The 24,743-nt window shown below is 71.7% G+C and carries 24 protein-coding genes and 2 tRNA genes; 4 read left to right on the top strand and 22 right to left on the bottom strand.

All coding sequences use genetic code 11. The features are described 5' to 3' along the window. Positions 1-194 precede the first annotated feature (194 nt). Positions 195-857, bottom strand: coding sequence for a hypothetical protein (locus E4P39_RS02565; RefSeq protein ID WP_135134785.1), 663 nt, complete (start codon positions 855-857; stop codon positions 195-197). Then, entirely contained in the window at positions 854-1,804 is a 951-nt protein-coding gene (locus tag E4P39_RS02560) for a hypothetical protein (RefSeq protein WP_135134784.1), read from the bottom strand. Before E4P39_RS02560 ends, E4P39_RS02565 begins: the two co-directional genes overlap by 4 nt. 185 nt (positions 1,805-1,989) lie before the next feature. Here E4P39_RS02560 and E4P39_RS02555 point away from each other — a divergent pair, with 185 nt between their 5' ends. Then, positions 1,990-2,670 (top strand): response regulator transcription factor, encoded by a 681-nt coding sequence (locus E4P39_RS02555; RefSeq protein ID WP_135134783.1) that lies wholly within the window; start codon positions 1,990-1,992, stop codon positions 2,668-2,670. 439 nt (positions 2,671-3,109) lie between these two features. Here the strand turns inward: E4P39_RS02555 and E4P39_RS02550 are convergent, their stop codons facing one another. The 18 genes from E4P39_RS02550 to E4P39_RS02470 form a co-directional block, all read right to left on the bottom strand. Beyond that, entirely contained in the window at positions 3,110-4,723 is a 1,614-nt protein-coding gene (locus tag E4P39_RS02550) for a GAF domain-containing protein (protein WP_167761521.1), read from the bottom strand. Between the two features lie 176 nt (positions 4,724-4,899). Beyond that, complete coding sequence (locus tag E4P39_RS02545; protein WP_135134851.1) at positions 4,900-7,536, bottom strand: cation-transporting P-type ATPase; 2,637 nt, start codon at positions 7,534-7,536, stop codon at positions 4,900-4,902. 285 nt (positions 7,537-7,821) lie between these two features. Continuing rightward, on the bottom strand, positions 7,822-8,790 hold the full coding sequence (locus tag E4P39_RS22530; RefSeq protein WP_209306290.1) for an SRPBCC family protein: 969 nt from the start codon (positions 8,788-8,790) through the stop codon (positions 7,822-7,824). Positions 8,791-8,900: 110 nt separating this feature from the next. After that, entirely contained in the window at positions 8,901-9,140 is a 240-nt protein-coding gene (locus tag E4P39_RS02530; RefSeq protein ID WP_135134781.1) for a PLDc N-terminal domain-containing protein, read from the bottom strand. Positions 9,141-9,153: 13 nt separating this feature from the next. Continuing rightward, positions 9,154-9,588 (bottom strand): nitroreductase/quinone reductase family protein, encoded by a 435-nt coding sequence (locus E4P39_RS02525; protein ID WP_135134780.1) that lies wholly within the window; start codon positions 9,586-9,588, stop codon positions 9,154-9,156. Between the two features lie 94 nt (positions 9,589-9,682). Continuing rightward, positions 9,683-10,324, bottom strand: coding sequence for a CBS domain-containing protein (locus tag E4P39_RS02520; protein ID WP_135134779.1), 642 nt, complete (start codon positions 10,322-10,324; stop codon positions 9,683-9,685). Between the two features lie 62 nt (positions 10,325-10,386). Then, positions 10,387-11,397, bottom strand: a complete 1,011-nt coding sequence (locus tag E4P39_RS02515; RefSeq protein WP_135134778.1) for a zinc-dependent alcohol dehydrogenase — start codon at positions 11,395-11,397, stop codon at positions 10,387-10,389. A gap of 114 nt (positions 11,398-11,511) precedes the next feature. Next, on the bottom strand, positions 11,512-12,075 hold the full coding sequence (locus E4P39_RS02510; RefSeq protein WP_209306289.1) for a flavodoxin domain-containing protein: 564 nt from the start codon (positions 12,073-12,075) through the stop codon (positions 11,512-11,514). A gap of 155 nt (positions 12,076-12,230) precedes the next feature. Beyond that, positions 12,231-12,497: a hypothetical protein gene (locus tag E4P39_RS02505; RefSeq protein ID WP_135134777.1), complete on the bottom strand. Its 267-nt coding sequence runs from the start codon at positions 12,495-12,497 to the stop codon at positions 12,231-12,233. Continuing rightward, entirely contained in the window at positions 12,494-13,249 is a 756-nt protein-coding gene (locus tag E4P39_RS02500) for a hypothetical protein (RefSeq protein WP_135134776.1), read from the bottom strand. Before E4P39_RS02500 ends, E4P39_RS02505 begins: the two co-directional genes overlap by 4 nt. Continuing rightward, positions 13,249-13,578: a hypothetical protein gene (locus E4P39_RS23110; protein WP_280790773.1), complete on the bottom strand. Its 330-nt coding sequence runs from the start codon at positions 13,576-13,578 to the stop codon at positions 13,249-13,251. The genes E4P39_RS02500 and E4P39_RS23110 overlap by 1 nt, the downstream gene beginning before the upstream one ends. After that, positions 13,529-14,173 (bottom strand): ABC transporter ATP-binding protein, encoded by a 645-nt coding sequence (locus E4P39_RS02495; RefSeq protein ID WP_280790772.1) that lies wholly within the window; start codon positions 14,171-14,173, stop codon positions 13,529-13,531. Before E4P39_RS02495 ends, E4P39_RS23110 begins: the two co-directional genes overlap by 50 nt. Positions 14,174-14,351: 178 nt before the next feature. Next, positions 14,352-14,720, bottom strand: a complete 369-nt coding sequence (locus E4P39_RS02490; RefSeq protein WP_167761520.1) for an FtsX-like permease family protein — start codon at positions 14,718-14,720, stop codon at positions 14,352-14,354. Beyond that, complete coding sequence (locus tag E4P39_RS23300; protein ID WP_135134774.1) at positions 14,684-16,765, bottom strand: ABC transporter permease; 2,082 nt, start codon at positions 16,763-16,765, stop codon at positions 14,684-14,686. Before E4P39_RS23300 ends, E4P39_RS02490 begins: the two co-directional genes overlap by 37 nt. Before the next feature lie 119 nt (positions 16,766-16,884). After that, the gene (locus tag E4P39_RS02480; RefSeq protein WP_280790775.1) at positions 16,885-17,310 is read right to left on the bottom strand and encodes an ABC transporter ATP-binding protein; all 426 of its coding nucleotides are present in this window, start codon (positions 17,308-17,310) and stop codon (positions 16,885-16,887) included. A gap of 59 nt (positions 17,311-17,369) precedes the next feature. Then, positions 17,370-17,723 carry an ATP-binding cassette domain-containing protein gene (locus E4P39_RS23095; protein ID WP_280790771.1) on the bottom strand — a complete coding sequence of 118 codons (354 nt, stop codon included), beginning with the start codon at positions 17,721-17,723 and terminating at the stop codon, positions 17,370-17,372. A gap of 499 nt (positions 17,724-18,222) precedes the next feature. Further along, complete coding sequence (locus E4P39_RS02475; protein WP_135134773.1) at positions 18,223-18,687, bottom strand: pyridoxamine 5'-phosphate oxidase family protein; 465 nt, start codon at positions 18,685-18,687, stop codon at positions 18,223-18,225. A 414-nt stretch (positions 18,688-19,101) separates the two neighbouring features. After that, positions 19,102-19,175: transfer RNA gene (locus E4P39_RS02470), tRNA-Gly, on the bottom strand. 356 nt (positions 19,176-19,531) lie between these two features. Between E4P39_RS02470 and E4P39_RS02465 the strand changes: the two genes are divergently transcribed. After that, positions 19,532-20,410, top strand: coding sequence for a cobalamin-binding protein (locus E4P39_RS02465; protein ID WP_135134772.1), 879 nt, complete (start codon positions 19,532-19,534; stop codon positions 20,408-20,410). A 72-nt stretch (positions 20,411-20,482) separates the two neighbouring features. Here the strand turns inward: E4P39_RS02465 and E4P39_RS02460 are convergent, their stop codons facing one another. Next, complete coding sequence (locus E4P39_RS02460) at positions 20,483-21,472, bottom strand: SMP-30/gluconolactonase/LRE family protein (protein ID WP_135134771.1); 990 nt, start codon at positions 21,470-21,472, stop codon at positions 20,483-20,485. A 143-nt stretch (positions 21,473-21,615) separates the two neighbouring features. Between E4P39_RS02460 and E4P39_RS02455 the strand changes: the two genes are divergently transcribed. Continuing rightward, positions 21,616-21,689, top strand: a tRNA-Pro gene (locus tag E4P39_RS02455). Between the two features lie 48 nt (positions 21,690-21,737). Here the strand turns inward: E4P39_RS02455 and E4P39_RS02450 are convergent. Then, the gene (locus E4P39_RS02450) at positions 21,738-22,850 is read right to left on the bottom strand and encodes an alpha/beta hydrolase fold domain-containing protein (protein WP_135134770.1); all 1,113 of its coding nucleotides are present in this window, start codon (positions 22,848-22,850) and stop codon (positions 21,738-21,740) included. A gap of 359 nt (positions 22,851-23,209) precedes the next feature. On the opposite strand from E4P39_RS02450, the gene tig reads away from it, so the two are divergent. Then, positions 23,210-24,619, top strand: coding sequence for a trigger factor (gene tig, locus E4P39_RS02445; protein ID WP_135134769.1), 1,410 nt, complete (start codon positions 23,210-23,212; stop codon positions 24,617-24,619). The last annotated feature ends 124 nt before the right edge of the window (positions 24,620-24,743 follow it).

Raw genomic sequence — 24,743 nt, 5'->3', positions numbered from 1 at the left:
CCGGAGGACCGAACCCCGAACCATCAGCCACCGAATCGTCATCGGTCACAGTCACAGCGTGCTCCCAACTGAGGCACCAACCTCAGGCTCGGACCACGAGCTCTTACACAGACCATCTGACAGGGCCGTCCTCGATGCGCCGGACTGGGCGATCCTGGGCACGTACCTGACCGCGGTGCTGGTCCTCGTCGCCGTCACCAGGGGGCGCCTTGGACTCGACGGCGTACACCCAGCAGCATCGCCCGTTCCATCAGCAGGTGCACCGGCTCCAACAGGAGTGGGATGAGCAGTCCGATCGCGCGGGGGCGATAGTCCGCTCGCGCCCGGACGAACAACCGGCTCGACCGCGACCCGACGGGAACGACGACGAATGCCCACGTCCAGTCAAGTATCGCGCGGTCTTCCACCCGGGCCGGAGCGCCGGTCAGCACGCTCATCCCCATCCGCAGCACCAGCGCGCGGGGCGGGTCCACGACGGCCGCGGTCATGCCGCCCACCGGGCTGAGAGGCACGGTGTCACCGACGGCCAGCGCCTGGAACTGCGGCAGGACGCTGCGGGCGGATCCGCCCTCGGCGAAGTCGCCCGCGCCGGCCAGTCGCTCGAGCCAGTCGTAGCTGTACCAGCCGGCGCGGCCGAAGCCCATCTGCACGAGCCAGGGCCATATGTCCGCCGCCGTCGCGCTGATCGTGATCGCCCGGGTGGTCCGCCACCGTGCTCGGACGATGTCGTCGCCGGGGAGTGCGGCCATCGCCTCGGTGCGGGTGGCCCCCCAGGTCAGCAACCGCGGTCGGAGGAGGACGGCGTAGGCCAGAGCGGCACCGACGACGACAGAGCGGCGGATCAGGGCAGCTGTCACGGGTGACGGCTGGGCGCGGCGGGGGAGGGCCGGCGGACGGAGATCGCCGGGCCTCGCCGGAACAGGGGGCGGTAGAGGGCGACGGCGTATCCGGTCACGGCGGCCGCGATGGCCGTCGCTCCGACGGCGAGGCCGGGGGAGGCGTCGTCGGCACCGCCGCGCACCATGCTCCAGCCCATGGCGGCCACCGACCAGCCCAGTAGTGCGTACCCGCCCAGCACGGCGGCAGCCGGGGCCCTCGCCCAGGAGTGGCCGCGCAGCAGCCCGATGCCCATGAGCAGCGAAGCCGGCGCGATGATCCCCAGGTCCATCATCTTGATCAGCCAGAACGCGTTGGGCGTGCCGAGCAGCCCGGTGCCGACGGGGTGGTCGCGGAGCGCGTCGATCAGCTCGGCAAGGTGGATGCCGACGGCGACGAAGCCGGCCACTGCCAGCAGCAGGACGCCGGTGGCCCGCTCCATCCGGCGGCTCCACGGGAGTGGGGGCTGGCCGCGCAGCGCGCGGGTCGCCCGGATGGCTACCGCCACCCCGACGCCCACGACCGCGAGCAGGAGGGGGGCGAACCACTCGACGTTGCCGGGCAGCCGACCCCACTCGTTGCCGAACAGGAGCTGCGTCCAGATGTAGACGCTGAACCCGGCGGGCGCCATGGCCAGCAGCGGCGCTGCCGGGTGACCGCCCCGGGCCAACGTGCCGATCCAGACGCAGAGGGGGGCCATGACGGTGAGCGCGGCGAGATCGGAGCCGCGGATCTGGTCCAGCCCCGACGCGGAGGTCCGGTAGTGCAGCACGTCGAGTACCAGCGGCCCCAGCACAGCGGCGGTCGTCACCAGGGTCCCCTCGGCGAAGAGCAGGACTGCCAGCGTGCGGTCATCGGACCGGTGTGCCGCTGCGGCCTCGTGGACGGGCACCGCGGTGCTCCCGGCCGCAGCGGTCGGCTCGGTCATCGACGACATCGGTTTCGGGTCACGGCGTCATCCTGGGCCGCTCCGGGCGTGCTGCGGACGGGTCCCCGGTCCCCGGCAGGGTGGACCAACGTCCCGAGCCCGGCGCACGACTAGCGTGGAGCCCGGTTGCCCCGCGTTCCGAGCCCGCGCACCCGCGAGGGTCCTTCGCGCGGCCGAGGAGCGTCATGAGCAGCACCGCACAGCCGCCGGCGATCCGGGTCTTCTTGCTCGACGACCACGAGGTGGTTCGGCGTGGGGTCGCCGACATCCTCTCTGGCCATCCGGACATCACCGTGGTCGGCGAGGGGAAGAACGCGGCTGAGGCGATCAGCCGGGTGCCGGCACTGCGTCCGGACGTCGCCATCCTCGACGTCCGGCTGCCTGATGGTGACGGGGTGACGGTGTGCCGTGACCTGCGTGCCCAGCTGCCAGACCTCGGGGTCGTGATGCTGACCAGCTATAGCGACGACGAGGCACTGTTCCAGGCGATCTTCGCTGGTGCCGCGGGCTACCTGCTCAAGCAGATCCTCGGGCAGGATCTGGTGACGGCCGTGCGCACGGTCGCCGCCGGCGGGTCGCTGCTCGACCCGGCTGCTACCACGGCGGTGCTCGACAGGATGCGCCGGGCCACGGAGCCTGCGGGGCCGCTGGCCGGACTCAGTGAGCAGGAGCGCACCGTCCTGGACCTGATCGGCGAGGGCTTGACGAACCGGCAGATCGGGGAGCGGATGTTCCTGGCCGAGAAGACGGTGAAGAACTATGTGTCCCACCTCCTGGCCAAGCTCGGCATGGGCAGCAGAACTCAGGCGGCGATCCTGTCCACCGAGCTGAAGGCCCCCGCGCCGGGCCGGTCCACTGGGCGCTGAGCAGCTCAGGTGTGCAGCGGGGCGTGCCGCGTCCCGGAGCCTGATCGAAGCGACCAACCGGAGTGGGGAGGCGGTGCCTGACACGAGGCCGCAGCGGGACGTAGTGGGTGTCGGCGTGGCACTGGTCGCGGGGATTGGGATGGCCGTCGGGCTCGTGGTCGCCGGCGGACCCGGCATAGCGCTTGGTCTCACCATGGGGGGCAGGGCTGGGTGTCCTCGTCGGTGCTGCCTGGCCGGTCTTGCGCGCGCGGTGGCAAGTCAGCTGCTAATCCTTCGACCTGATCCGGCGGCGGTGCGGCCAGCAGATCGGGCAGCGAATGTTCCCGACCGGGGACGGTGAGAACCATGTATCCCACCTGCTGGCGAAGCTCGGCACGGGGAGCAGGACTCAGGCGGTGATCGCTCTTCAGCGAACTGAAGGCCCCGCGCCGGGCCCGGTCTACGGGCCTCTGAGCAGCTCAGACTGCAGCGGGGCGTGCCAGCGCAGGCGTGTCCCGCCGTCCTCCAGGCGAACGATCGAAACCCCGCCCGCCCGGCGGCGAGCTCGCTCCTCCAAACTCCGCAGACCGCTGCGCGGTGCCTCCGGGTCGATGCCCCTGCCGTTGTCAACGATCTCCACCACGAGGTTCTCGCTGACGTCGAGGGTGACGGTCACCGCGCCCGCGTGAGCGTGTCGCACGGCGTTGCTGACCCCCTCGCGGACGACGGCTTCCACGTCAGCGGCGAGGTCGCCGGTAACCAAGTTGTCGACGGCACCCGACATGCGCACGGAGGGTCTGAGATCGGCGCCGGCCGTCTCGGTGACGATGTCGAGTAGACGGCGACGGAGGCTGAACCCGTCCCGGGCACTGTCCGAGGTGTGCAGGTCGAAGATCGTCGTGCGGATGTCCCGTACGGTCTCGTCGAGTTGCTCCACCGCCGAGCGCACTCGCCTGGAGGCCTCCGCGTCGTTGATGCGGGGCAGCGCGCTCTGCAGACTCAAGCCCGCGGCGAAGACCCGCTGGATGACATGGTCGTGCAGGTCGCGCGCGATCCGGTCGCGGTCCTCGGTCACATCGGTCCGGCGGATCGCCTGTTGCCGGGCAGCCAGGTCCAGGGCCTGTGCGGTCTGGTCGGCAAAGGCGCTGATCAGGGCGGCGAGTGAGGCTTTGAAGGGCGGTGAACCGGCCCGTCGCAGTGCGATGACGACCGACCCGCCACCGACCGCGCTGCGCAGCGGAACGGCGATGCAGGGCCCCCACCGGATCTGTTCCGCACCGCCGGAGGACGCCGATCGGGACATGTCGAGGAGGACGACGTCCCCTGCGTCGGCCACAGCCTTAAGGACCGGGCCGGCTCGCTCGTCCAACTGCACCCCGGGAAGTTCCTGCGGAGCAGATCCGGTGAACGCCCGGAGCGCATAGGAACCGTCTGCGTCGGCCGGGCCGTTAACCAGAAGCGTCGCGGTGGCGCCGGTCAGCACGGCCACCCGGTCGACCACGAGATCGAGGACGTCCTGTGGCGAGCGGCCCTGCAGCAGCGCGTTCCGCACGTCGGTCACCGCGGCGAGCCAGATGCGGCTCACCTCCGCGGCCTCGTACATCCGTGCGTTTGCGATCGCGATGCCGGCCGCCCCGGCCAGTGCGGAGAGAACGGTGTCGTCCTCGGCGCTGAACAGCGCGTCCCGCTTTGCCGTCAGGTACAGGGTCCCCAACGCCTCACCGCGACTGGTCACAGGCACGCTCAGGAAGCTGACGGTCTCCCGGTCCACCGACCTGAGTGGTCGCGGCTCTGCGGCGCGCTCCGGATCCGGGCCGACGTGAACGAAGGAGATCATCACACCGGCGGGATCCAGGACGCCCAGCGTTCCGTACTGCGCATCGATCAAGGCGACGGCGGCCTCGACGATGTGGCGCAGTGTCTCGTCGAGGTCCAGGCCGGTGGACACGTCGAGGAATGCGTCGAACAGTCGCTGCATCGTGCCCAGGGACGCCCCCGTGATCGAGGTCGCCGGGGCGTGCTGCTCCTGCGAGTCTTGCGCCACTGTCGCTCCGGCCGTCGAGTCGCCGCCCACTGTGCCAGCACCCGCTGCAGGCGGAAAGTCGGCAGGGCGGCCACCGCGTGCCCTGCGGCCCGGCTTGCCGTGCGTCTCCCTGGCGTTCACTGACCTGCCCGAGCCGTCGGTTCGCGAGGCGTGAACATTCCTGTCCGGACTCGACTTCCGCGGGCCGCCGCAGGCCATCGTCGCCTTCAGTTGTCGGCGGCGACTGCCCTCGACTGTGCCCGTCGAGCGGCCACCAGCTTGGCGAGGGCGTCGGCGGCCAGCACGGCCGGCACCGCACACCCGGCGATGACCAGGCCGAGCACCGAGGGCGGCCGGTGGCCGAGCAGGTCCGCCACCGCCGGAACGGCGAGCATGCCGACCAGGATCAGCAGCTCGACCACGACCGCCCCGAGCAGCAAGGGGTTGCTCCGCCAGCTCAGGCGCAACGGCGGCCGGGTGCTGCTCCGACAGGCGAAGGCGTTGGCCGCCTGCCCCAGCACTACGGCGGTGAAGGCCGCGCCCGAGGCGGTCGCCAGCGATACCGCCGACGGTGTTTCCCCGTAGCTCCACCCCGAGCTCAGCAGCACCGCCAGGAAGGCGGTCATGGACACGGTGGCCTCGACTGGCCCCAACAGCCCGAAGGCGCGGGCCAGCAACCCGCGGTCGATGAGGCGGTGTCGAGGTGGCGGGCCGTCGAGTACGCGCGCTGAAGGCGGTTCGGCACCGAGCGCCAGAGCCGGCAGCTGGTCGGTCGCGATGTCCAGGGCCAGGACCTGCAGGACGCCCAAGGCCAACGGCACTGCGCCGCCGGTGACGGAGAAGACCAGGAACGGCGTCAGTTCGGCCACGTTGTCGGTCAGGTGGTAGGTCAGGAACCGCCGGATGTTGGAGAACGTCGCGCGCCCCTGGCGTACTGCGGTCACGATGGTGGCGAACTGGTCGTCGAGCAGCACCAGGTCGGCGGCCTGGCGGGCCACGTCGGTGCCCGAGCGGCCCATCGCCACCCCGATGTCAGAGGCACGCAGAGCCGGGCCGTCGTTCACCCCGTCACCGGTCATCGCCACCACATGACCGCGGGACTGCAACGACTGGGTGATCCGCAGTTTGTCCTCTGGGGCGACTCGGCAGACCACGGCCCCGTCGACGTCGAGCAGCTCGGCGAGCGCGTGCTGGTCAGCAGGCAGGTCCCGGCCCTCGACCACCAAGCTGCTGCCTGTCAGCCACAGCCCGGTCTCTCGGGCGATGGCCTCGGCCGTAGCACCGGAGTCTCCGGTGACCATCGCGATCCGGATGCCGGCGCGCCGGCACTCGGCCAGGGCAGCGTCCACCCCTGGTCGGGGTGGGTCCTCCAGGCCCACCAGGCCGAGCAGGCTCAGCCCTCGCTCGGCATCGTCGCCGGAGGCACCGACGGGAACGGGCGCGGTGCCTACGGCGACGGCCAGCACCCGCAGCCCGCGTCGGGCCATCTGCGCGGCCGCCTCGGCCGCTCCCTCGACGTGCGCGCAGCGGTCCAGCACGGACTCCGGTGCGCCCTTGACGTACAGCACTCCGTCGACGAGCACCGACATCCGGCGCCGGCGGGGATCGAACGTGAAGCGTCTCGTGCCCGGTCGGTCGGCGGCTTCCAGAGCGGTCGCTCCGGCCCGTCGGGCCAGGGCGTCCAGCGCCGCCTCCATCGGGTCCCCGAAGGCGACCCACGCACCTCCCTGCTGCCGGATGCGGCCGGTCGAGCACAGCACCGCCGCCCGTGCGAGCTCCCGGGTCGACGTGATCGCCGCAGCCGGCCCGGTGACCTCGGCGACGGGTTCGTATCCCTGGCCGTGGACCGCCGTCGTCCCGACCGGCGTCCAGACCTCGATCACCGCCATCCGGTTCTGGGTCAGCGTGCCGGTCTTGTCTGTGCAGATGAAGGTGGTGGAGCCCAGGGTTTCGACCGATTCCAGCCTCCGGACCAGTGCGTTGCCGCGCGCCAGCAACTGCGCGCTGCGCGCCAACGAGAGGGTCACGGTCGGCAGCAGGCCCTCCGGGACGAGGGCGACGGTGATCCCCACGGCGAATAGAAAGCCGTCGCCGGGTGCCAGTCCGAGCAGCAGTCCGACGCCGAAACAGACGACCCCCAGACCCACGGCGAGCAGGGTGATCGCCCGGACCACGCGGTCCAGCTCACGGCTCAGCGGGCTCTTCACCTGCTGCACCGTCTGGGTCATGGTCGCGATGCCAGCCAGCCGGGTGTTGCCACCTACGGCGGTGACCGTGGCCGAGCCCTCGCCTTCGACGACGAAGCAGCCGGCGTGGACGGCATCGCCCGGCCCCTTGGCGACAGGGGCGCTTTCCCCGGTCAGCATCGCTTCGTCAACCCGCAACCCGTGCACTTCGAGCAGTTCGAGGTCGGCGGCGAGCCGGTCCCCGGCCTCCATGAGGACGAGGTCACCGAGCACGAGCTCCACGGCGTCGACGTCCTGGCGGAGTCCGTCCCGCAGCACGGAGACCCGATGGGGGACGAGGTCCTGCAGCGCGTCGGCGGCCCGATCCGCCCGGAACTCCTGGACGAAGGAGAAGACCCCGTTGAGCACGACGACTATGGCGATCGCCACCCCCAGCTGCGGCATGCCGCCGATCACCGCCAGCGCCGCCGCGGCCCACAGCACGAGGGCGAAGAAGTGCACCATCTGTGCCGCGAGCATGCGGACCGCTGACGGTGGAGGCTCTACCGGAAGCCGGTTGCCTCCCGGGACCTGGCGGGCGTCGACCTCCGCACTGGTCAGTCCGCGAGGGGGATCGAGGGACGCTTCCCGCGACTGACCTGGCGATCGGGGGGCCGTGCCCTGCTCGGTCAGCCGCATGGCGTCGACGCCCACCGAGATCCTCTTCTCGTCGTGTTCGCGGGCCGCCGGCACGTGAACTCTTCCCGACCCTTGCTGTGCGATGGGCTGGCGACCAGGGAGCAAGTGCGCTGAGCGGCTGGGTCAGCGGGAGTCAGCGCGCCTGGGGGCCGGGGGAACGCGTGAGCCGCGGCGGCCTGGCGGGCGCCCATCTCGCGGATGGGATACACCCGGGGCCGGGAGTGCGACCAGCGCCCTGCAGCTGCCGATCCCGGCGACGGTCCTGGCCACGATGGGGTCGGACGCTCACGAGCCCGCGCGGCCGGGCGGCCGGCCGGCGCGTCGCCGGCGCAGAGTCCGCCCGTGCAGGCAGCCGATGGCCACCAGCAGCGGCAGGTGGATCGCCGGCAGGTTCCGGGCGAACCAGGCAGGCAGGTAGATGTCGGTGACGGATCCACCGGCGGCGCCGGCGTTCTCGGCCAGCGCCGTCATCGGGCAGCGGAACCCGCCGGCCGTGAACACCAGGCACTCGCCGGCGACGACCGCCGCGGCCGCGCCGGCCCGCCGGTCGCTGCGGCCGGTCAGCCCTGAATAGAGCAGATAGCCGACGCAGGACTCGATCGAGAACCAGGCCGCAGTGTGGACCCGGCGGATGAGGGCGAGCCGGCGGCCGTCGACCTGAAGCGGTACCAGGCGGCGATGCTCGGCCTCGGCCCGTTCGCGGATGCCCCGCAGCATCCGCCGCATCATCGGGAAGTCTCCGAACTCCATCAGCGGCACCCAGAGCGCGGTGCTGACGCGGTGCCAGTCGTAGACCGCGTGCAACCTGGTGATCAGCCGGGTGCCTCCGTCGGGCAGCGCGACCAGGCGCCAGGCCCAGCTGCTGCTCGGGGTCCGCCACAGCATCCATCGGGGGGCCTCGAAGCCGTCGACGACGAACGCCGATGTCGCCGACGGCGTGGGGGCCATCGGCAGCCACGCGCCGACCTTCAGGTCCTGCAGATGCGGAACGATCTCCCGGGCGCTGGGATGGGACAGGTCGTCCAGCAGTTCGTCGCTGTACCAGCCGGCGCGCAGGCACCCTACCTGGACCAGCCACGGCCAGACGTCCTCCGGCGGGGCGGCGACGGTGATCGCCCGGGTGCAGCGGTACTGGGCGCGGGGGAACAGGTCGTCCCCCGGCATCCCGTCCGCGACTTCCGCGGGGTCTGCGCCCCAGCGCAGGTGCCAGCTCCGCAGCAGAGGTGCGGTGAGGAACCGAGGCAGGTCTGCCACGACGTCCCGCACCTGTCGGGCCAAGTCGGCCGGCGTCGGCGGGGACGGCACCCACGGGGTCGTCGCCAATCCGGTGGACGGGCCGCTGGCCGGGTGGGTGCGGATCGGGATCAACGGAACCACCGCGCGACCCCGCGAGGGCGCCTGCCCCAGCGGAACCAGGCCAGGGGCCCCACCACGTTGACGGCGATCACCGCCGCCCACGTCGTCCGGCTGCCGTTCACGTCCGTGGACGTTCGCGTCGCCAGGTCGGCCCAGGCTGTGGCGGCGAGCGAGAGCTGGACCGAGGCCATGACCAGCACGGCGGTCTGCTGGCGCGGGCTGAGGTCGATCCACCGTCGTCGTCGCACGGACACTCCTCGGTCAGGCATCGTGGTCGGGGGTCAGGACGAGCACCGGTGTCGCGTCCTCCATGGGGACGCGCGGGTACCGCCGGCGGTAGGCGTCGCGCGCCAGCTGGTGTTCGGCGGTACTCGGCTCCAGAAGCCGAGCCCGGAAACTGTGGCGCCGACCGGCCACGGTCGCGGTCACCGGTCGGGCGTCGCCGGTGAAGTTGCGCCACCAGGTCTTCGTCTCCGGCTGCCCAGCGACCACGACGTAGCGGTCGTCGAGGACGGCGAACATGGCCGGCAGTTCCCGGCGCACGCCTGAGCGCCGGCCGGTGTACGCCAGGAGCAGCACTGACCCGGACAGCAGCCGGTGCGCCGGCGTTCGGAGCAGGTAACGGACGACCGGGTTCACGAGGTGGCCACGGAGCGTGGCGGCGAGCGTTCGTCGCGGTCGAGTGTCGGCGTCCATGGGTCCACCGTGGACCAGGAGTGGCCTCGACAGCAGGGGCGCCGGACCTCTCAGGTGGGGGCCGTGGTCCTCTGACGCTGAGGGACCGAGCTAGTCAGCAGCGTACGGCCACCACCCCGGGGACCGTGCGGGCGAGCGTTCGCACGGCCTCAACGTCCACGGCGGCGTCCCGTTGGGCGACTGCGGCGTCCTCGGCGGGTGGCTCCGGCAGTACCGCGACCGGACGGCTCAGGCTGGCCACACCCTCGCTGACCGCCACCGACCATGCACCCGGGCGACCGGTGTAGGAGTCCACAAGTCGGAGGACGTCGCGTCCGATCTCGTCGTCCGGTCGGCCGAGTGCGCGCAGCACGTCGCGGCGGCTGACGATCCCGACCAGCCGCCCGTCGTCGAGCACGGGCACGCTGCGCAGTCCCTCGTCGAGAAAGAGGTTGGCCAGCTCTGCCACGTCGGCCGTGGCCAGCACGGTCCGGACGGCAGTGGTCATCACCCCGCGGACCAGGAGCGGGGGGATCGGCCCGTCTCCAGCATCGCGCCGTAGGTGCAGCCGCGGGTCCTGGGCGAGCCGGTCGCGAAGCACGTCGGCCTCAGCGACGATCCCCATGACGGCGTGGTTGCCGTCCACCACGGGCAGAGCGGCGAAGCCCCGCGCGGCCATCACCTGACCGGCGGACTTCGCCGACGAGTCGGGTGCGACGGTGGTGACCTGGGTGGTCATGATCTCGCTGACCTGCACGAGTGCCTCCTCGCGGACCAACCCACCGGGGTCCCGGTGGGTCACTCCCGGCAGGGCCGGGCTCAGAACTGGAAGACGACGCGCGCGGGGACGCTTCCGGACAGGACGTCGGCCATCGCCTCGTTGACCTCCTCGAGCTTTCGTTCGACCGCGATCACCGTGGTGCGACCGGCCGCGTGCAGCGCGAAGACGTCGGCCAGGTCGTTGCGGGTGCCGACGATCGAGCCGATCACCGACTTGCCCGAGAGCACGGTGTCGAAGATCGGCAGCGACATCGTCCCGTCGGCAGGCAGGGCCACGCAGACCATTCGCCCACCGCGGCGCAGAGACCGGTAGGCCTGGTCGAACGACTGCGGTGAGGCGGCCAGCGCGACCGCGACATCTGCGCCGCCCAAGGCTTGGATCGCCTGGACCGGGTCGGTTGTCGCGGCGTTCACCACCTCGTCGGCGCCGAGCCCACGGGCCATGGCCAACTTGTCGTCCTGCTCGTCGACGGCGATGGCGATACCGCCGGCGATCCGGGCGTACTGCAGCGCGAGGTGACCGAGCCCGCCGATGCCGAACACGGCGACCGTCTCGGCCGGCGCTACGTGGGCGACTTTGATCGCCTTGTAGGTGGTCACACCCGCGCAGGTCAGCGGAGCGGCGTCCAGGCTGCTGACGGCGTCGGGCACGGGGGTGGCGAAGGCGGCGGCGACGACGGCGTACTCGGCGAACGTGCCGTCGACTGAGTACCCGGAGTTCACCTGTCGCTCGCAGAGGGTCTCCCATCCGCCGATGCAGTGCCGGCACGCGCCGCAGGCGAACCCCAGCCACGCGATCGCCACCCGCTCGCCGACCGAGCGGACGGTCACGCCCTCGCCGAGTTCCTCGATGACGCCGACACCCTCGTGTCCGGGCACGAACGGCGGAGTGGGCTTCACCGGCCAGTCGCCGTGCGCGGCGTGGATGTCGGTGTGGCAGAGCCCGCTGGTCTCCATCCGCACGAGCACCTGGCCGGGGGCGGGTCGGGGGATGGGGATGTCCAGGATCTGCAGGGGGGCACCAAGTTGGGTGACGACGGCGGCCTTCATGGGGATCTCCGATCGCAGGACGTCCGCGGTTGCGTGTCGCCATCGAGCGTCGCCAGTCCCGGCCCACGCCGGGCAGGGGACAACGTCACCAGTGACAGGGACGTCGACCCTCGGTCAGCTCGGTGACCTGACCGGCGCCTGGGGTGTGCCGAGGGCCAGTACGGCCAACTCCTCGGCGATCTCGTCGGCCCAGGCGCGGAGGGCGTCCCAGTCGCGGAAGTCGCCGACCGGCGCGCGCATGGCGGTGACCACTGCCCGCGCTCCGATGCCCAGCAGGTGCTTGTCCAGCCGTCCGGAGAAGACGCGGTGCGCGCGTGCTCCCACGAGCGAGCGGAGCGGCTCGGCGTCGTGCGGCTCGTCGGCCGGGAAGGGAGGCTCGCCGACCGGGCCACTGCTCAGCAACCAGACCGGCCGGGCGCGCAGCGCCGCCGCGTGCTCGCCGGCGTAGTGCCGGGCGGGCTCCAGCCACCGTCCGGCATACACCGCGCTGGCCAGCACCACCGCGTCGTACTGGGACGGATCGGGCCGTTGCTCGATCGGCACGGACACCGCTACGAGCCCACAGCGGCGACCTGCGGCCGACTCCTGCAGGGAGCGGGCCAGGTGCTCAGCCATCTCCGTGGTGGCGCCGTGCTTGCTCGCGGCCGTCACCAGGACGTGCGGTCGGTCTGCGCTCATCGTGTGCTCCTAGATTCTCGAGTTGCCACTGAGGCCATCGCCCCATGGGGCGGCGACTGGTTCCAGGTTCGCGGTGGCACTGGCCACCGGTCAGAGGAGGAGGGCACTGGGCGTGCGGGACCTGTGGCGCCAGGCGCACTGCGTCGTGCGGGTGCTCACCCGGTCGTGAGGTCCCGGCGGCGGAAGGCGACCGCGCCGGCGGCGAGCAGTGCCGTGGCAAGCACCAGCAGCGTCAGCACGGGCGTCGCCGACCAGCTCTCCGCCGGCAAGGTCGGGGTCTGGGCCAGCGGAGACAGGTTGCTGATCCACTCCGGCCAGTCGAAGCTCTCGGCGAAGAGCGTGATGACCAGCAGAGCGCCGAACAGCGCCCACGCGGTGCTCACTGCCGCGAAGGGCGCCAGGCCGATCAAGGTGGCGGTCAAGCCCTGCCACTACCCACACCGCGGGCACGTAGCCGAGCGCGGCGCCGGTCATCCGCCCACGGGTGCGTGGCCTGCGCCCAGCCGATCGGCGACGCCCAGGACAACCCGTTCCCGGTGATGTCGCCGACGGCCCGCACGACGAACGCGAGGCCGAGCAGGCCGCCGACCATGCCGTAGACGCCCCTGGACACGCCGGTCACCTGGGCGCAGCCCGCCGTCAGCCCGGTGAAGACCAGGCCGACCGAGGCGGTGGCGGCCCCGAGCACCAGCGCGCCCGGAGCGGGCAGGCCGCTCAGCACCGCCCCGGCGGCGATGGCTCCCCCGAGGATTCCGCAGCAAGACGCGGACAGCAGCGTTGCCGCCAGCAACGGGGCGTGCCGGCCCACCCGTGCCGAGCGGACGAGCTCGGTGCGGCCGGCCTCCTCATCGGCTCGGGTGTGCCGCACGGTGGTGAACATCGCCATCAGCACAGTGAGCAACACAACGGGGCTGGAGACCTCGAAGGCGATCGTGCCGGCCACGGTTTCCAGCCCGATCGGTGGCCCGGAGAAGGCGATGCTCGCGGCGTTGCTGCCGGCTGAGGCGCGGTACGCCGCGGGCGACTCCGGGGTCCGGTAGAACGACTGGTTCGACGACGACTGCGTCACGACCAGCGCTGCGCCGGCCAGCACCCAGACCGGCAGCCTGACCCGGTCCCGGCGCACGGCGAACCGGAGCAGCGCACCGGTGCCGGCCAGTGTCGGACTGGCCATCAGAGTCGGGCCGCGGCGAGGTCGATGTCACCGGCGGCGGCCAGCTCGTCGCCGTACTGCCGGAGGAACAACGCCTCCAGCGTCGGTGGAGCACTCGCCAGGGTTCGGAGGCCGGCGTCGGTGAGGTGCCGGACTGCGCCATCCAGGTGCGCGCTGTCGACGTCGAAGGTCACCCGGCTGCCGTCGATGTGCAGGTGGTGCACCCCAGGCAGGTCAGCCAGCCCGCGCGGCGGGACCCGGGTCTCCGCGGTAATCGACGTGCGCGTCAGGTGGCGGAGCTCAGCGAGCGTGCCGCTCTGCACCGTCCGGCCCTTGCGGATGATGCTCACCCTGTCGCAGAGCGCCTCGGCCTCGGCGAGGATGTGGCGACAGCAGCACGGTGCGGCCCTGGGCGCGCACCTCCTGGATGCAGCTCTGGAAGGTGGCCTCCATGATCGGGTCGAGGCCGGATGTCGGCTCATCGAGCACGAGGAGCTCGACGTCGGAGGCCAGTGCGGCGACCAGGGCGACCTTCTGCCGGTTCCCCTTGGAGTAGGTCCGCGCCTTCTTGTGGGGATCCAGGTCGAAGCGCTCAAGCAGCTCGGCCCGTCGGCGCGGGGCCACCCCACCGCGTAGCCGGCTGAGCAGGTCGATGACCTCCCCACCGCTGATCGTCGGCCGGAGCACCACATCCCCAGGCACGTAGGCCAATCGCCGGTGGAGGGCGACGGCGTCACGCCAGGGGTCGCCACCGAGCAGGGTCACCGCGCCGCGGTCGGGGCGCAGCAGCCCGAGGAGCACTCGGATGGTCGTGGACTTGCCCGATCCGTTCGGCCCCAGGACGCCGTGCACCTCCCCGGCCCGGACGTCGAGGTCCAGGCCGTCCAGCGCGCGCGTCCGCCCGAAGGACTTGACCAAACCGGACACCGAGATCACCGCCGTCATGCCAGACCACGCTGCACCCGGCGTGGGCCGGTCGGAAGGCCCGCAGGCAGCGGATGTGCAGGACTGTCGGACCTGGCGGGTGGCGGCAGCCTCGGCGTCGCTCCTGCCGCCGGCGTGGCTTGGCTGACTTCGCTACCTGGTGGATCGTCGCCGCGACTGCGCGACGAGGCCGGCCGTGTCACTCGGTGGTCACGGCCCGAAGGATGTCGACCCGGCTGGCGCGCCGCGCCGGACCGACCGCGGCGAGGATCCCGACAAGTGCGGCGATGACGAGGTAGAGGGTCAGCGTTCCCGCCGGGACGGCGAGCCGGGTGACGCCCTGGTCCAGGAGCGCGCGGCTGAGCGCGACGCCGGATACCGTGCCGAGCGCGATGCCGGTGACCGCCCCGAGCAAGGACATCAGCACGGACTCCCGGCGGACCAGCGTCCGAATCTGGCTCCTGGTCGCTCCCACGGCCCGGAGCAGACCCAACTCCCGGGTCCGCTCCACGACTGAGAGCACCAGCGTGTTCACGATGCCGAGCACCGCGACGACGACAGCGAGCAAGAGCAGCGCGGTGACGAGCCCGACAGCTGGTCCACCGAGGCCTGCGCGTCCGCGGTCAGCTCCGCGGGATCGCTGATCGTCACGTTCGGATACTCCGCCAGTGCCTGGGTGAGGCTGCGCTCGACGGCAGCGGAAGAGGCGCCGTCCCGGATGGTCAGCAGGACAGCGCCGTCCAGCCGAGAGGTGACGTTGTCCTCGAAGTCCGCCAGGGGGATCAGGTAGTCCGTTTCCAGGATCGTGTCATTCGTGAAGGTGCCCGCCAGGGTGACCGTGTGCTCGCCGGTCTCCGGAAAGGTGAGGCGCACCGGGTCGCCGACTTCCACGCCGAGCACCTCGGTCGCCTCGGCGCGCATGAGCATCGTCCCGGGCGTGAACGCGGCCGGCGTGCCGTCCCGCACACCGAGGTCCACAACCTGGTCGAGCCCGTCCGGGTCCACCCCGACGACGGTCCTGCTGCCGCCCTGTACCAGCGCACTGGTGTACCGGAGCTCCTCGACGGTGTCGATGTCGTCGAGGCCGCGGACCAGATCGGCCGCGGTCGGGCTGATCCCGAGGCCGGCCCCGGCAGGCTGGAGGGCGAAGTCCGACCGGTTCCCCCCGGTCACCGAGTCGGCTACGGACGCCTTCATCGAGGACGCGGTGACCGCCACGGCGCAGACGACGGTGAGGCCGATGGTCAGGGCCAGCGCGGTGGCCGCCGCCCTGCGGGGCGCCCGGGCGATGTTCCGGGCGGCCATCCGCCATCCGCCGCCGGGGCGCCCGTGGTCGGCCAGCCGGGCCATGCCCTCGGCCAGCGACGGACCGGCGGTGACGAGTCCCGCGAACGCGGTCAGCGTCGCCAGCGCGGTGAGGACGGGCTGACTGCCCACCACGGCGCACGCGGCCAGCCCCGCCAGCCCGGCGGCCAGCAGCAGCCACCCCCCGATGCGACGGCGAGTGCCGATCCCGGCCGAGGTCGGCGCCGCATCGCGCAGTGCCTCGATCGGGGCCATCCTCGAGGCAGTCCAGGCCGGGACGAACGCCGCGACCATGGTGACGACGACGCCGACCGGCAGCGCGGCGACGATCGTCCTCGGCTCGATCACCGCGGACGTGGTGGGCACCTCGATGCCGATCAGCTTCAGCAGGCTGCGGATGCCGACGGCGAGCCCCACCCCTGCGAGCAGGCCGACGCCGGCCGACACGAGCCCGATGAGTCCGGCCTCGACCATGATCCCGGTGAGCACCTGGCGCCGGGAAGCGCCGACCGCGCGGAGCAGCGCCACCTCGCGTCGGCGCTGGGCGACCAGCACGCTGAAGGTGTTCCAGATGACGAATGACCCGACGAGGACCGAGACTGCGGCGAAGATCAGCAGCACCTGGCTGAACACGGCCGTCCCGTCGCGGACGGCGGCCGAGTTCTCGTCGGCCACCTGCTGGCCGGTCCGTGCCTCGACGTCGTCGGGCAGCACCGCGGCGATGTCGTCGCGCAGCTGGGCTGGGCTCGTGCCGTCGGCGGCTCGGGCGTCGATCTCGTCGACCACGCCGACCTTCCCCAGCAGCTGCTGGGCGGTCGGCAGGTCGAACCCGGCGAGGGTGGCGCCGGCCAGGCTGTCGGTCTTCCCGAAGCCCACGATGCCGACCACCGTGAAGGTGTCGCGGCCGTCCTGGAACACGATGTCGACGGAGTCCCCGACCTCGTACCCGGCCTTCTCGGCTGAGCCGGCGTCGATCGCGACCTCGTCGGGGTCGGCCGGAGCACGTCCCTCTCGGAACCCGAGGGCGCCGGCGAGGCCGTCGTCACCGCCCACGCTCGATCCCAGGGTGGGGGCGCCGCCGGGCTGAATGGGCACACCGTCGGCATCGAGGATGAGCGCGAACCCGGTCACCCCGCCTTCAGCGGCGGCCACGCCAGGGACCTGCTGGATGTCGGCGACCAGGTCCTGGTCGATCGGCCGCGGCTGCTCCTGGGTGGCGGCGCCGGTGGCGTAGGCCGACTGACCCCTGACGACTACGTCGGTGCCGGAAGTCAGACCGGTGAACAGTTGGTCGAACGCCCCGCTCATCGTGTCCGAGAGCACGAAGGTGCCTGAGACGAAGGCGACGCCCGACGGTGACCGCGGCGATGGTGAGGAGCAGCCGGAGCTTGTTCGCCAGTACGTTCCTCAGCGAGACGCGCAGCACGTCAGTCGCCCAGCCGCTTCATCGTCTCGAGGACCGAGTCGCGGGTAGGCGCGGCGAGCTCCTCGACGACCGAGCCGTCAACGAGGAAGACCACGCGGTCGGCGTAGGCGGCAGCCACCGGGTCGTGGGTGACCATGACGACGGTCTGACCCAGGCCGTCGACAACCGAGCGGAGGAAGCGCAGCAGCTCGGCGGAGGCCTTCGAGTCAAGGGCGCCGGAAGGCTCGTCGGCGAACACGACCTCGGGCCTGGAAACGAGCGCACGGGCTGCCGCAGTCCGCTGCTGCTGGCCTCCGGAGAGCTGGGCAGGCCGGTGGGTGAGCCTTTCCTGCAGCCCCAACGTCGAGACGACGGTGTCGAACCACGCGCGGTCAACCGGCCGGCCCGCCAGGTCGGCGGGCAAGGTGATGTTCTCCTCGGCAGTCAGCGTCGGGAGCAGGTTGAACGCCTGGAAGACGAAACCGAGGCGGTCCCGGCGGAGGACCGTCAGGTCCCGGTCGGACAGCGTGGCCAGGTCGGTGTCGCCGATGAAGGCTGTCCGGACGTCAACGTGTCGAGGCCGGCCATGCAGTGCATCAGCGTCGACTTGCCGGAGCCCGACGGGCCCATGATCGCGGTGAACTCACCGGCCGCGAAGCCGACCGTCACGTCGTCGAGGGCGACTACGGTCGTCGCGCCGACGCCGTAGGTCCGGCGGGCACCTTGCACGAGGGCGGCGAGCCCACCGGTCGGGCGGCTGCTGTCGGACGCGGGCGACGAGACGCGGTCGAGCGTGCCGATGCTGGACGGCTGCGGTGCGACACGAAGTTCAGGGGACACCGGGGTGCGTTGTGCGGGCATGGTTCACCCTGACCCCGATGGCCGGTTGCCGCACGGGGACCGATGCCCTGCAACCCGCGGGGAGAAGTCCTCTCGCGCTCCTGAGAAGGACTGGTGGAGGCGACCCGCACGCACACCCAGCGACCAATGGCCCGCGCCGTCGGGCCGCATGCCTCTACCCGGCTTGCCGGGGCGCGAGGATCGGGCTGTGCCCGTTGGAAGACTGGCCTGCAGTTGGCGGCGGTTGTTGAACCGTCGCCAGCACCTCCTCGCCGAGACGGCAGGGGCCCGCATTGCTGATACGCCTGCCTGGCAACGCTCAGCGTCCTGGCACTGACCGTCGTGCGGGCTGGGTCCGGGCGCACCTCATGCCGGCCCGGCGGGTTGGACAGCCGGTGGCCCAGGAGATCGCCTCGGATCGTCGCCTACCCCTCGGCCTGGACTACTGCGTAGGGGGTCGCGGCGGGGGATCCCGATGGTCGCGGCGGCACCTTTGGGCAGTGCAAACACGGGGCGATCGCTATTCCATCGACGCGCGCTTCACACCCGAAAGCGGCGTCAGCCACACACTCGGGTCGGCGACCGGGAAACGCCGACCGCTGGTCGTTGTCGGAACGATTCGCACGAAGCGTCCTTTGTCTCCTGCCTGCCATGGGAAGAGTGCTAGCTCGACGGTGTCGAGCAAAGCCTGACTTGTGGTGATCTCCTCGGCGTGTCCGGTGATGACGACGCTCCACGCCTCTGCGCTGTCGGCGTCGAAACCGTCAGCTTCGAGGCCGACCAGGGAGTCGGACAATGCGGCGGACATCTTGGTGCCGGCCGCCGAGCGGAAGACCACGGTTCCGTGGTCGACCGCATAGTTGATCGGGAAGATGTCGGGTTGGTTGTTCATGCACACGGCCAGTCGGCCGACGCTGGTTGTACGGAGCAGCGCCCAGCACCCGTCTTCGGACAAGTTCCGGACCGTCGATTCCGTCTCAGCCATGGCTCTCGCACTCTCTCGATCGCGGCAACAGGGACATGTCTCCTTGGACCAGCGGCACGCGGGTGACACCTCTCGGGTGAGGAGGACCCGGTTTCCCGCCGCCCTCACGCCTTGCGCTGACTGGACCCGCCCAACAAGGCGGACGACTGGGCGCGTATGACCACCCCTTTCGCTGGCCCAGCGGAAACCGACTGTCCGTCCCTCCACGGTTCAGGAGCCGCATGTCTCCGCACAGGGATGTAGGCCGAGAGAGCGCCCGGAACTCTGGGCCATGGCGAACATCGTGGCCGAGGCATCAATCCGCCGTCCACGGTCGAACGACCCGGATCGGTCGTCGAACGGCCTCACTTGTGGTCCGTCACCGTGCGCGAACCGCCCGACAGACCTTGGTGGACGCCACTCCCGCGACATCGCTGGAGCGGGTGACCGGGATCGAACCGGCATGGCCAGCTTGGAAGGCTGGGGCTCTACCATTGAGCTACACCCGCGGGACGTGGGACAGGTCGGGGGATCCCGGCCGCTCCCGGTGAGTGACCCGCCGGATCATGGCTCCGCGGGACCCTCGGTCCGGGTCGAGAGTAGCGCCCGACGATTCCGGGCTGCGTCGGGGCGCGACAGCACGTCGGTCGCGCGCATGTCGAGTCTCGGCAGGTGGGGCTCTCCGAGTCTCCAGCCAGGACCGCCGGCAACGTGGGCGAGCACCTCGAGGACGACACGAGGTGGCGCACGGCCACCGCCGCCGCCACCCTCGCCGGTCGTACCGCGATCCCCACAACGGGAGCCGACGCCCCGCCTCCTCCTCCTCGCGAGGATCTTTGCCGCCGCCCGGCCCTACGGTGACCGGGTGCGCATCGCCTCGCTCCTGCCCGCCGCCACCGAGATCGTGAGCGAGCTCGGCATCGCCGATGAGCTGGTGGGCGTCACCTTCGAGTGCGCCGGAGACGCTCGGGAGCGTTGTCCTGTCGTCGTCGACACCGCCCTTCCGCCGGACCTCTCGCCGCAGGAGATCGACGCGTGGGTGCGCCAACGCACCGCCCTCGGCCTCCCGATGTACGAGCTCGATCGCGCTGCCCTCGTCGCCCTGGCGCCGGACCTGATCCTCACCCAGGACCTCTGCCGCGTGTGCGCGCTCCCGGCCGGCACGGTGGAGGAGGCGTGCAGGGCGATCGGCACCGACGCCGCTGTGCTCTCGCTCGACCCCCATTCGCTGGACGACGTCCTGGACTGCATCACCGCCGTCGGGAATGCCGCCGGCGCAGCAGACGCGGCGACGGCGTTGAACGCGGAGCTCCGGACACGGTTGTCCGCAGTCGAGCGGGCCGTGGCCGGCCGGTCCAGGCCACGGGTACTGGTCCTGGAGTGGACCGATCCGCCGTTCCTCGCGGGGCACTGGGTGCCGGAGCTGGTCGTCCGGGCCGGGGGTGATCCGGTCGGTGGGGCGGCCGGCGGCCGCAGCGTGGCCACCCGGTGGGCGGACCTCCCCGCGGCCGACGTCGTCGTGGTCGCGCCGTGCGGCTTCGGGCTGGACGCCGCCCTCGAGCAGTGCTCCCCGGTGGCAGCCCGGCTGCCAGAAATCCCACTGGTCGCGATCGACTCCGCACGTCTCGTCGTCCAGCCCGGTCCGGGGCTGGTCTCGGGCGTCGAGGCGCTGGCGTGGCTGCTGCACCCCGATGCCGTCGCCGAGCCGCCGCCCGGGCGGGTGGCTCGGATCGGCCACAGCTGACACGAGGCGCGGTCGGAGCCGTACGACCGCGGCCACGGCGACGGGGCGAGGACGAGCGGGCTTGGGGAGGCGTCAGGGCCGGAAGGGCCGCGCCACGACCTCCGAGTCGGGGGAGGGCGGCTCCTCGTCGAACTGGCTGTCCACCAGCAGCAGGCGCCGCTCGGCGACGTCCCCGGTGGTGAACACCCGGTCGGGATCGGTCGGCACCTCGGCGAGCAACTCCGCCGACGTGACGTCGTCGTCCAGCCGCAGGTAGGTGAGCACCTGCGGGAAGTTGCGGACGGCGACGAGCGTGTCGCCCTTCACCACGAGACCGTCGGTGGACGTGAGGTCGACGTCGCCGGCGTCGATCCGGGTCGGTTCCGCCGTCTCCAGGTCGTAGCGCCACAGCGCGCCGACGTCGCTCTGCGCGACGATCACCGACCGGCAGTCGGGGCCGACCTCGATGCCGTTGAGTCCGAATCCTTCTCCGGGCTCGGGTGCCCCGGGCGCGTCGGCCGCGGCCCAGACCGTGGCCTGCCAGTCGCCGTCCTCGCGGGCGATCCGGAAGATCTGCGGGGTCACCGAGTCGGTGACGTACGCCGCGCCGTCCGGGCCGACGACGACGTCGTTGAGGAACACCGGACCGTCGGCGGGCACGCGCAGGGAAGCCAGCAGTTCGCCGTCCTCGTCGTAGACCCAGAAGTCGGGATCGTCGGCCGCAGCGTCCGGTTGGGTCGCGTTGTCACCACCTGCGACGTAGACCCGGTCGCGGTGGTCGGTGGCGAGTCCGATGGCGGCGCGACGGCCGTCCCTGATGGCGTCGTCCGCGTCGAGCCAGACCTCCGTCCCGGCCTCGTCGACCTCGCCGCGGTGGATCTCCCCGCCGGTGATCTCGCTGACGTAGAAGGTCTCCCGGTCGCGCGACACCGCGATGCCCTCGAACAGCGAACCCTCCGGGTCACCGTGCAGCCGGTAGGCGGCAGGGAGCTCGTCGTGCGCGAGGGCGGGCGCCGCGGAGGCGAGGAGCAGCGGAGGGAGGAGAACGACGGCCGCGGCGGCGTGCCGGAGTGGACGGCGCATGAGGTCCCCCTGAGAACTCGTCATGGTTGCCCGTCGTCGGTCAGCCTGGCGCGGACCGGCGGGTGCCGCCAGGGCCTCCTGCGCGAGAGGCCCGCAGATCCGCCCGCGCCCCGGTCGGGCCTGGACCTAGACTCGGGCGGCCACGGGGTGTGGCGCAGCTTGGTAGCGCACCTGCTTTGGGAGCAGGGGGCCGCAGGTTCAAATCCTGTCACCCCGACCGTGAGCGCTGTAGGTGGCGCAGCCCGCCACACGACGTCAGGTTCGGTCAGAGGCTGCCTGCGAAGCCGCGGATGTCGCGGACCGTCGCCTTGTACGCGTCCATCACCGCCTGACGGAACGACATGTCCGCGGCATGGGTCAGACCCAGGTTCACCCGCCCGACCACCGGGACGCCGGCGCGCTGCAGCAAGCGGAAGTAGGCGATCCCCTCGTCCCGCAACGGATCCAGTTCGTTGACGCTGATGACGTGCGGCGGCATGCCCTCGACGTCGGCCTCGGTGGCGAAGTACGGCCAGCAGAGCGGGTTCTCGGCGTTCTCGCCGGTCGGGTCGTAGACCGCGACCAGCATGTCCATCATCGCGCAGTTGAGGTAGTGCCCTTCGTTCTCCACCATCGACGGCAGTTCCCGCAGCTTGCGGTCGGTGTACCAGCCGTAGCCACCGCTGATGTAGGGCACCATCGCGTAGACGCCGTCGATCCGGTCCAGGCGCCCTTCCCGCTTGGCCTTCAGCGCGGTCGCGAGCACGAGGTTGGCGCCGCCGGATTCCCCCTGCAGCACCAGCGTCGTCATGCCCAGTTCGTCGCGGTGCTCGTGGATCCAGTCCAGGGCGGTGCTGCAGTCGTTCAACCCGGCCGGGAACGGCTTCGCTCCGTCCGGGGTCCACGCGTTGCGGAAGCCCACGGTCACCACGACCATCCCGGACGCGGCGAGGTCCTCGCTCCACTGCCGGTGCACGCGGTTGTGCGCGTCGAGGATCGTCATCCCCCCGCCGTGGATGTAGACGGTGCCCGGCAGCGGTCCGTCCGCCCCGGCCGGTCGGTAGATGTGCAGCGGGATCTCGTTGCCGTCCACGCCCTGCACCGTCTCGGTCCGGTGGGTGACGCCGGACGGCGCCTCGTCGGGCCATTCGTTGGGCAGGGCCGCGTACAGCCCCTCGAATCCTGCGTGCACCTGGCCGACGAACTCGGCGAGTGCCTCCGGCGGCGCGCTCCGATCGATGGACGGGCCCGCCGCGTGTCCGTCGAGACCGAACGCGGCCAGCGCGGCCAACAGCCGCGGGTGCAGCCGGGGGTCGTTTCGCAGCTCGATGGTCGGGTCACCCAGCCGGCCTTCCTGCCGGGCGTGCTGGGACGGCGGCGCCTGGCTCGTGTCGGTCATGCCGGCGACTGTGTCGTGGGTCACTCTGCTCGTCAAGATCGCCGGAGGCACGCAGCGAGAGTGGATCGGTCGGCGCGGGAGGACGCGCACCTCGGCGGTGGAGAGTCCGTCCGGCCGGCGGTGGACCCGGGGCTCCGGCCGGTGAGCACCGTCAGCAGCCCCGGGCCTCCTCGGCCGGCTCGGTCCCTTCGTCACCGGTCAGCCGGTGGAATGCGGTCGCCTCCGCCCTGCATGTCCAGGGCTGCTCCGCCCGCCACGGCGGCGGCGCGCCCGACGTCTCTAGACTCGGGGGCGATCCGGCGCCGTCCACCCCCTGGACGCGCCCCACCCCCCGCCTGCGATCGAGGAGCACTGCCGCTGTGAAGAGCACCATCGAGGAACTCGGCCCCACACGGGTCCGGATGGCGATCGAGGTGCCCTGGGGGGACCTGGACCACGCCTTCGGTGAGGTCTACAAGGAGCTCGGCAAGCAGGTGCGCGTGCCTGGCTTCCGCCCCGGCAAGGTGCCCAACCGCGTGCTCGACCAGCGGATCGGCCGCCCCGTCGTCCTGGAGCAGGTCGTCCAGCACGCCATCCCGGAGGTCTACTCCGAGGTCGTCCGCGAGAACCAGGTCCGCGTCCTGGGCCAGCCCGACATCGAGGTCACCCGCCTCGACGACAACGACACCCTCGCCTTCACCGCCGAGGTCGACGTCGCCCCGCAGGTGGAGCTCCCGCCGCTGGAGAACCTCGCCGTCACGGTCGAGGACGTCGAGGTCGCCGACGAGGACATCGACAAGCAGGTCGACGTCATGCGCGAGCGCTTCGCGATGCTCACCGGCGTCGAGCGCGCGGCGCAGGACGGCGACTTCGTCTCGATCGACCTCGAGGCCAAGCTGAACGGCGAGGTCCTCGAGGACGGCTCGACGACCGGCATGTCCTACGAGGTCGGTTCGGGCAACCTGATGGAGGGCCTGGACGACGCCGTCCGCGGGCTGTCCGCCGAGGAGTCGAAGACCTTCTCGACGGCCCTGCTCTCCGGGCCGAACGCCGGCGAGTCCGCCGACGTCACCGTCACGGTCCGCTCGGTCAAGACCAAGGACCTGCCGGAGCTGGACGACGAGTTCGCCTCCACGGCGAGCGAGTTCGACACCCTGGCCGAGCTGCGCGACGACGTCCGCACCCGGCTGGCCCGCACCAAGACGCTCCAGCAGGGGGCGCAGGCCCGCGACAAGCTGGTCGAGCACCTGCTCGAGGTCGTCGAGGTGCCGGTGCCCGAGAAGCTGGTGGAGCGCGAGATCGAGTGGCGCAACCGCGCCTTCGAGCAGGAGCTGCAGCAGGCCGGCATGGACTGGGACAGCTACCTCAAGATCGCCGGCACCGAGGACCGCGAGGCCTACGAGGCCGAGCAGCGCAAGACGGTCGAGGAGGCGGTGCGCACCCAGTTCATCCTGGATGCGATCGCCGACGCCCGTGAGGTCACCGTCGACAACGAGGACCTCTCCGCGCAGATCATGGCCCAGGCCCAGCGCAGCCGGATGAGCCCGGAGCAGTACGCCCAGCAGCTGCAGCAGGGCGGCAACATCGCCGAGTTCGTGGCCGACGTCCGCCGCACGAAGACCCTCGCGAAGCTGCTCGAGGAGACGACGATCACCGACGCATCGGGCAACGTCGTCGACCTCGAGGCGCTGCGCCCGAAGACGGTCCAGGCGCCGGCCGCGGCCGCCGACGACGACGCCGCACCGGCCAAGGTCGCCGACGTCGAGGTCCAGGAGGGCGCCGACGGCTGACGCCGGCGAGCCCGACGACGCCGCCCCCTCCCGATCCGGGACGGGGCGGCGCTGTCGTTTCGGGGCGTTCTGCTGCGCCGTCGGCGAACACCGCCCCGAGGAGGACTGCGACGTCGGAGGTGCG

Source organism: Blastococcus sp. CT_GayMR19 (assembly GCF_004570385.1).
GTDB lineage: Bacteria > Actinomycetota > Actinomycetes > Mycobacteriales > Geodermatophilaceae > Blastococcus_B.
This window is presented reverse-complemented; position numbering and strand designations above follow the sequence as displayed.

Coding starts and splice junctions, on each gene's coding strand:
- E4P39_RS02560 (WP_135134784.1), bottom strand. CDS start 1,804: ATGACCGAGCCGACCGCTGCGGCCGGGAGCACCGCGGTGCCCGTCCAC.
- E4P39_RS02555 (WP_135134783.1), top strand. CDS start 1,990: ATGAGCAGCACCGCACAGCCGCCGGCGATCCGGGTCTTCTTGCTCGAC.
- E4P39_RS02545 (WP_135134851.1), bottom strand. CDS start 7,536: ATGCGGCTGACCGAGCAGGGCACGGCCCCCCGATCGCCAGGTCAGTCG.
- E4P39_RS02525 (WP_135134780.1), bottom strand. CDS start 9,588: ATGGACGCCGACACTCGACCGCGACGAACGCTCGCCGCCACGCTCCGT.
- E4P39_RS02515 (WP_135134778.1), bottom strand. CDS start 11,397: ATGAAGGCCGCCGTCGTCACCCAACTTGGTGCCCCCCTGCAGATCCTG.
- E4P39_RS02510 (WP_209306289.1), bottom strand. CDS start 12,075: ATGAGCGCAGACCGACCGCACGTCCTGGTGACGGCCGCGAGCAAGCAC.
- E4P39_RS02500 (WP_135134776.1), bottom strand. CDS start 13,249: ATGGCCAGTCCGACACTGGCCGGCACCGGTGCGCTGCTCCGGTTCGCC.
- E4P39_RS02495 (WP_280790772.1), bottom strand. CDS start 14,173: ATGACGGCGGTGATCTCGGTGTCCGGTTTGGTCAAGTCCTTCGGGCGG.
- E4P39_RS23300 (WP_135134774.1), bottom strand. CDS start 16,765: ATGAGCGGGGCGTTCGACCAACTGTTCACCGGTCTGACTTCCGGCACC.
- E4P39_RS23095 (WP_280790771.1), bottom strand. CDS start 17,723: ATGCCCGCACAACGCACCCCGGTGTCCCCTGAACTTCGTGTCGCACCG.
- E4P39_RS02475 (WP_135134773.1), bottom strand. CDS start 18,687: ATGGCTGAGACGGAATCGACGGTCCGGAACTTGTCCGAAGACGGGTGC.
- E4P39_RS02460 (WP_135134771.1), bottom strand. CDS start 21,472: ATGCGCCGTCCACTCCGGCACGCCGCCGCGGCCGTCGTTCTCCTCCCT.
- E4P39_RS02450 (WP_135134770.1), bottom strand. CDS start 22,850: ATGACCGACACGAGCCAGGCGCCGCCGTCCCAGCACGCCCGGCAGGAA.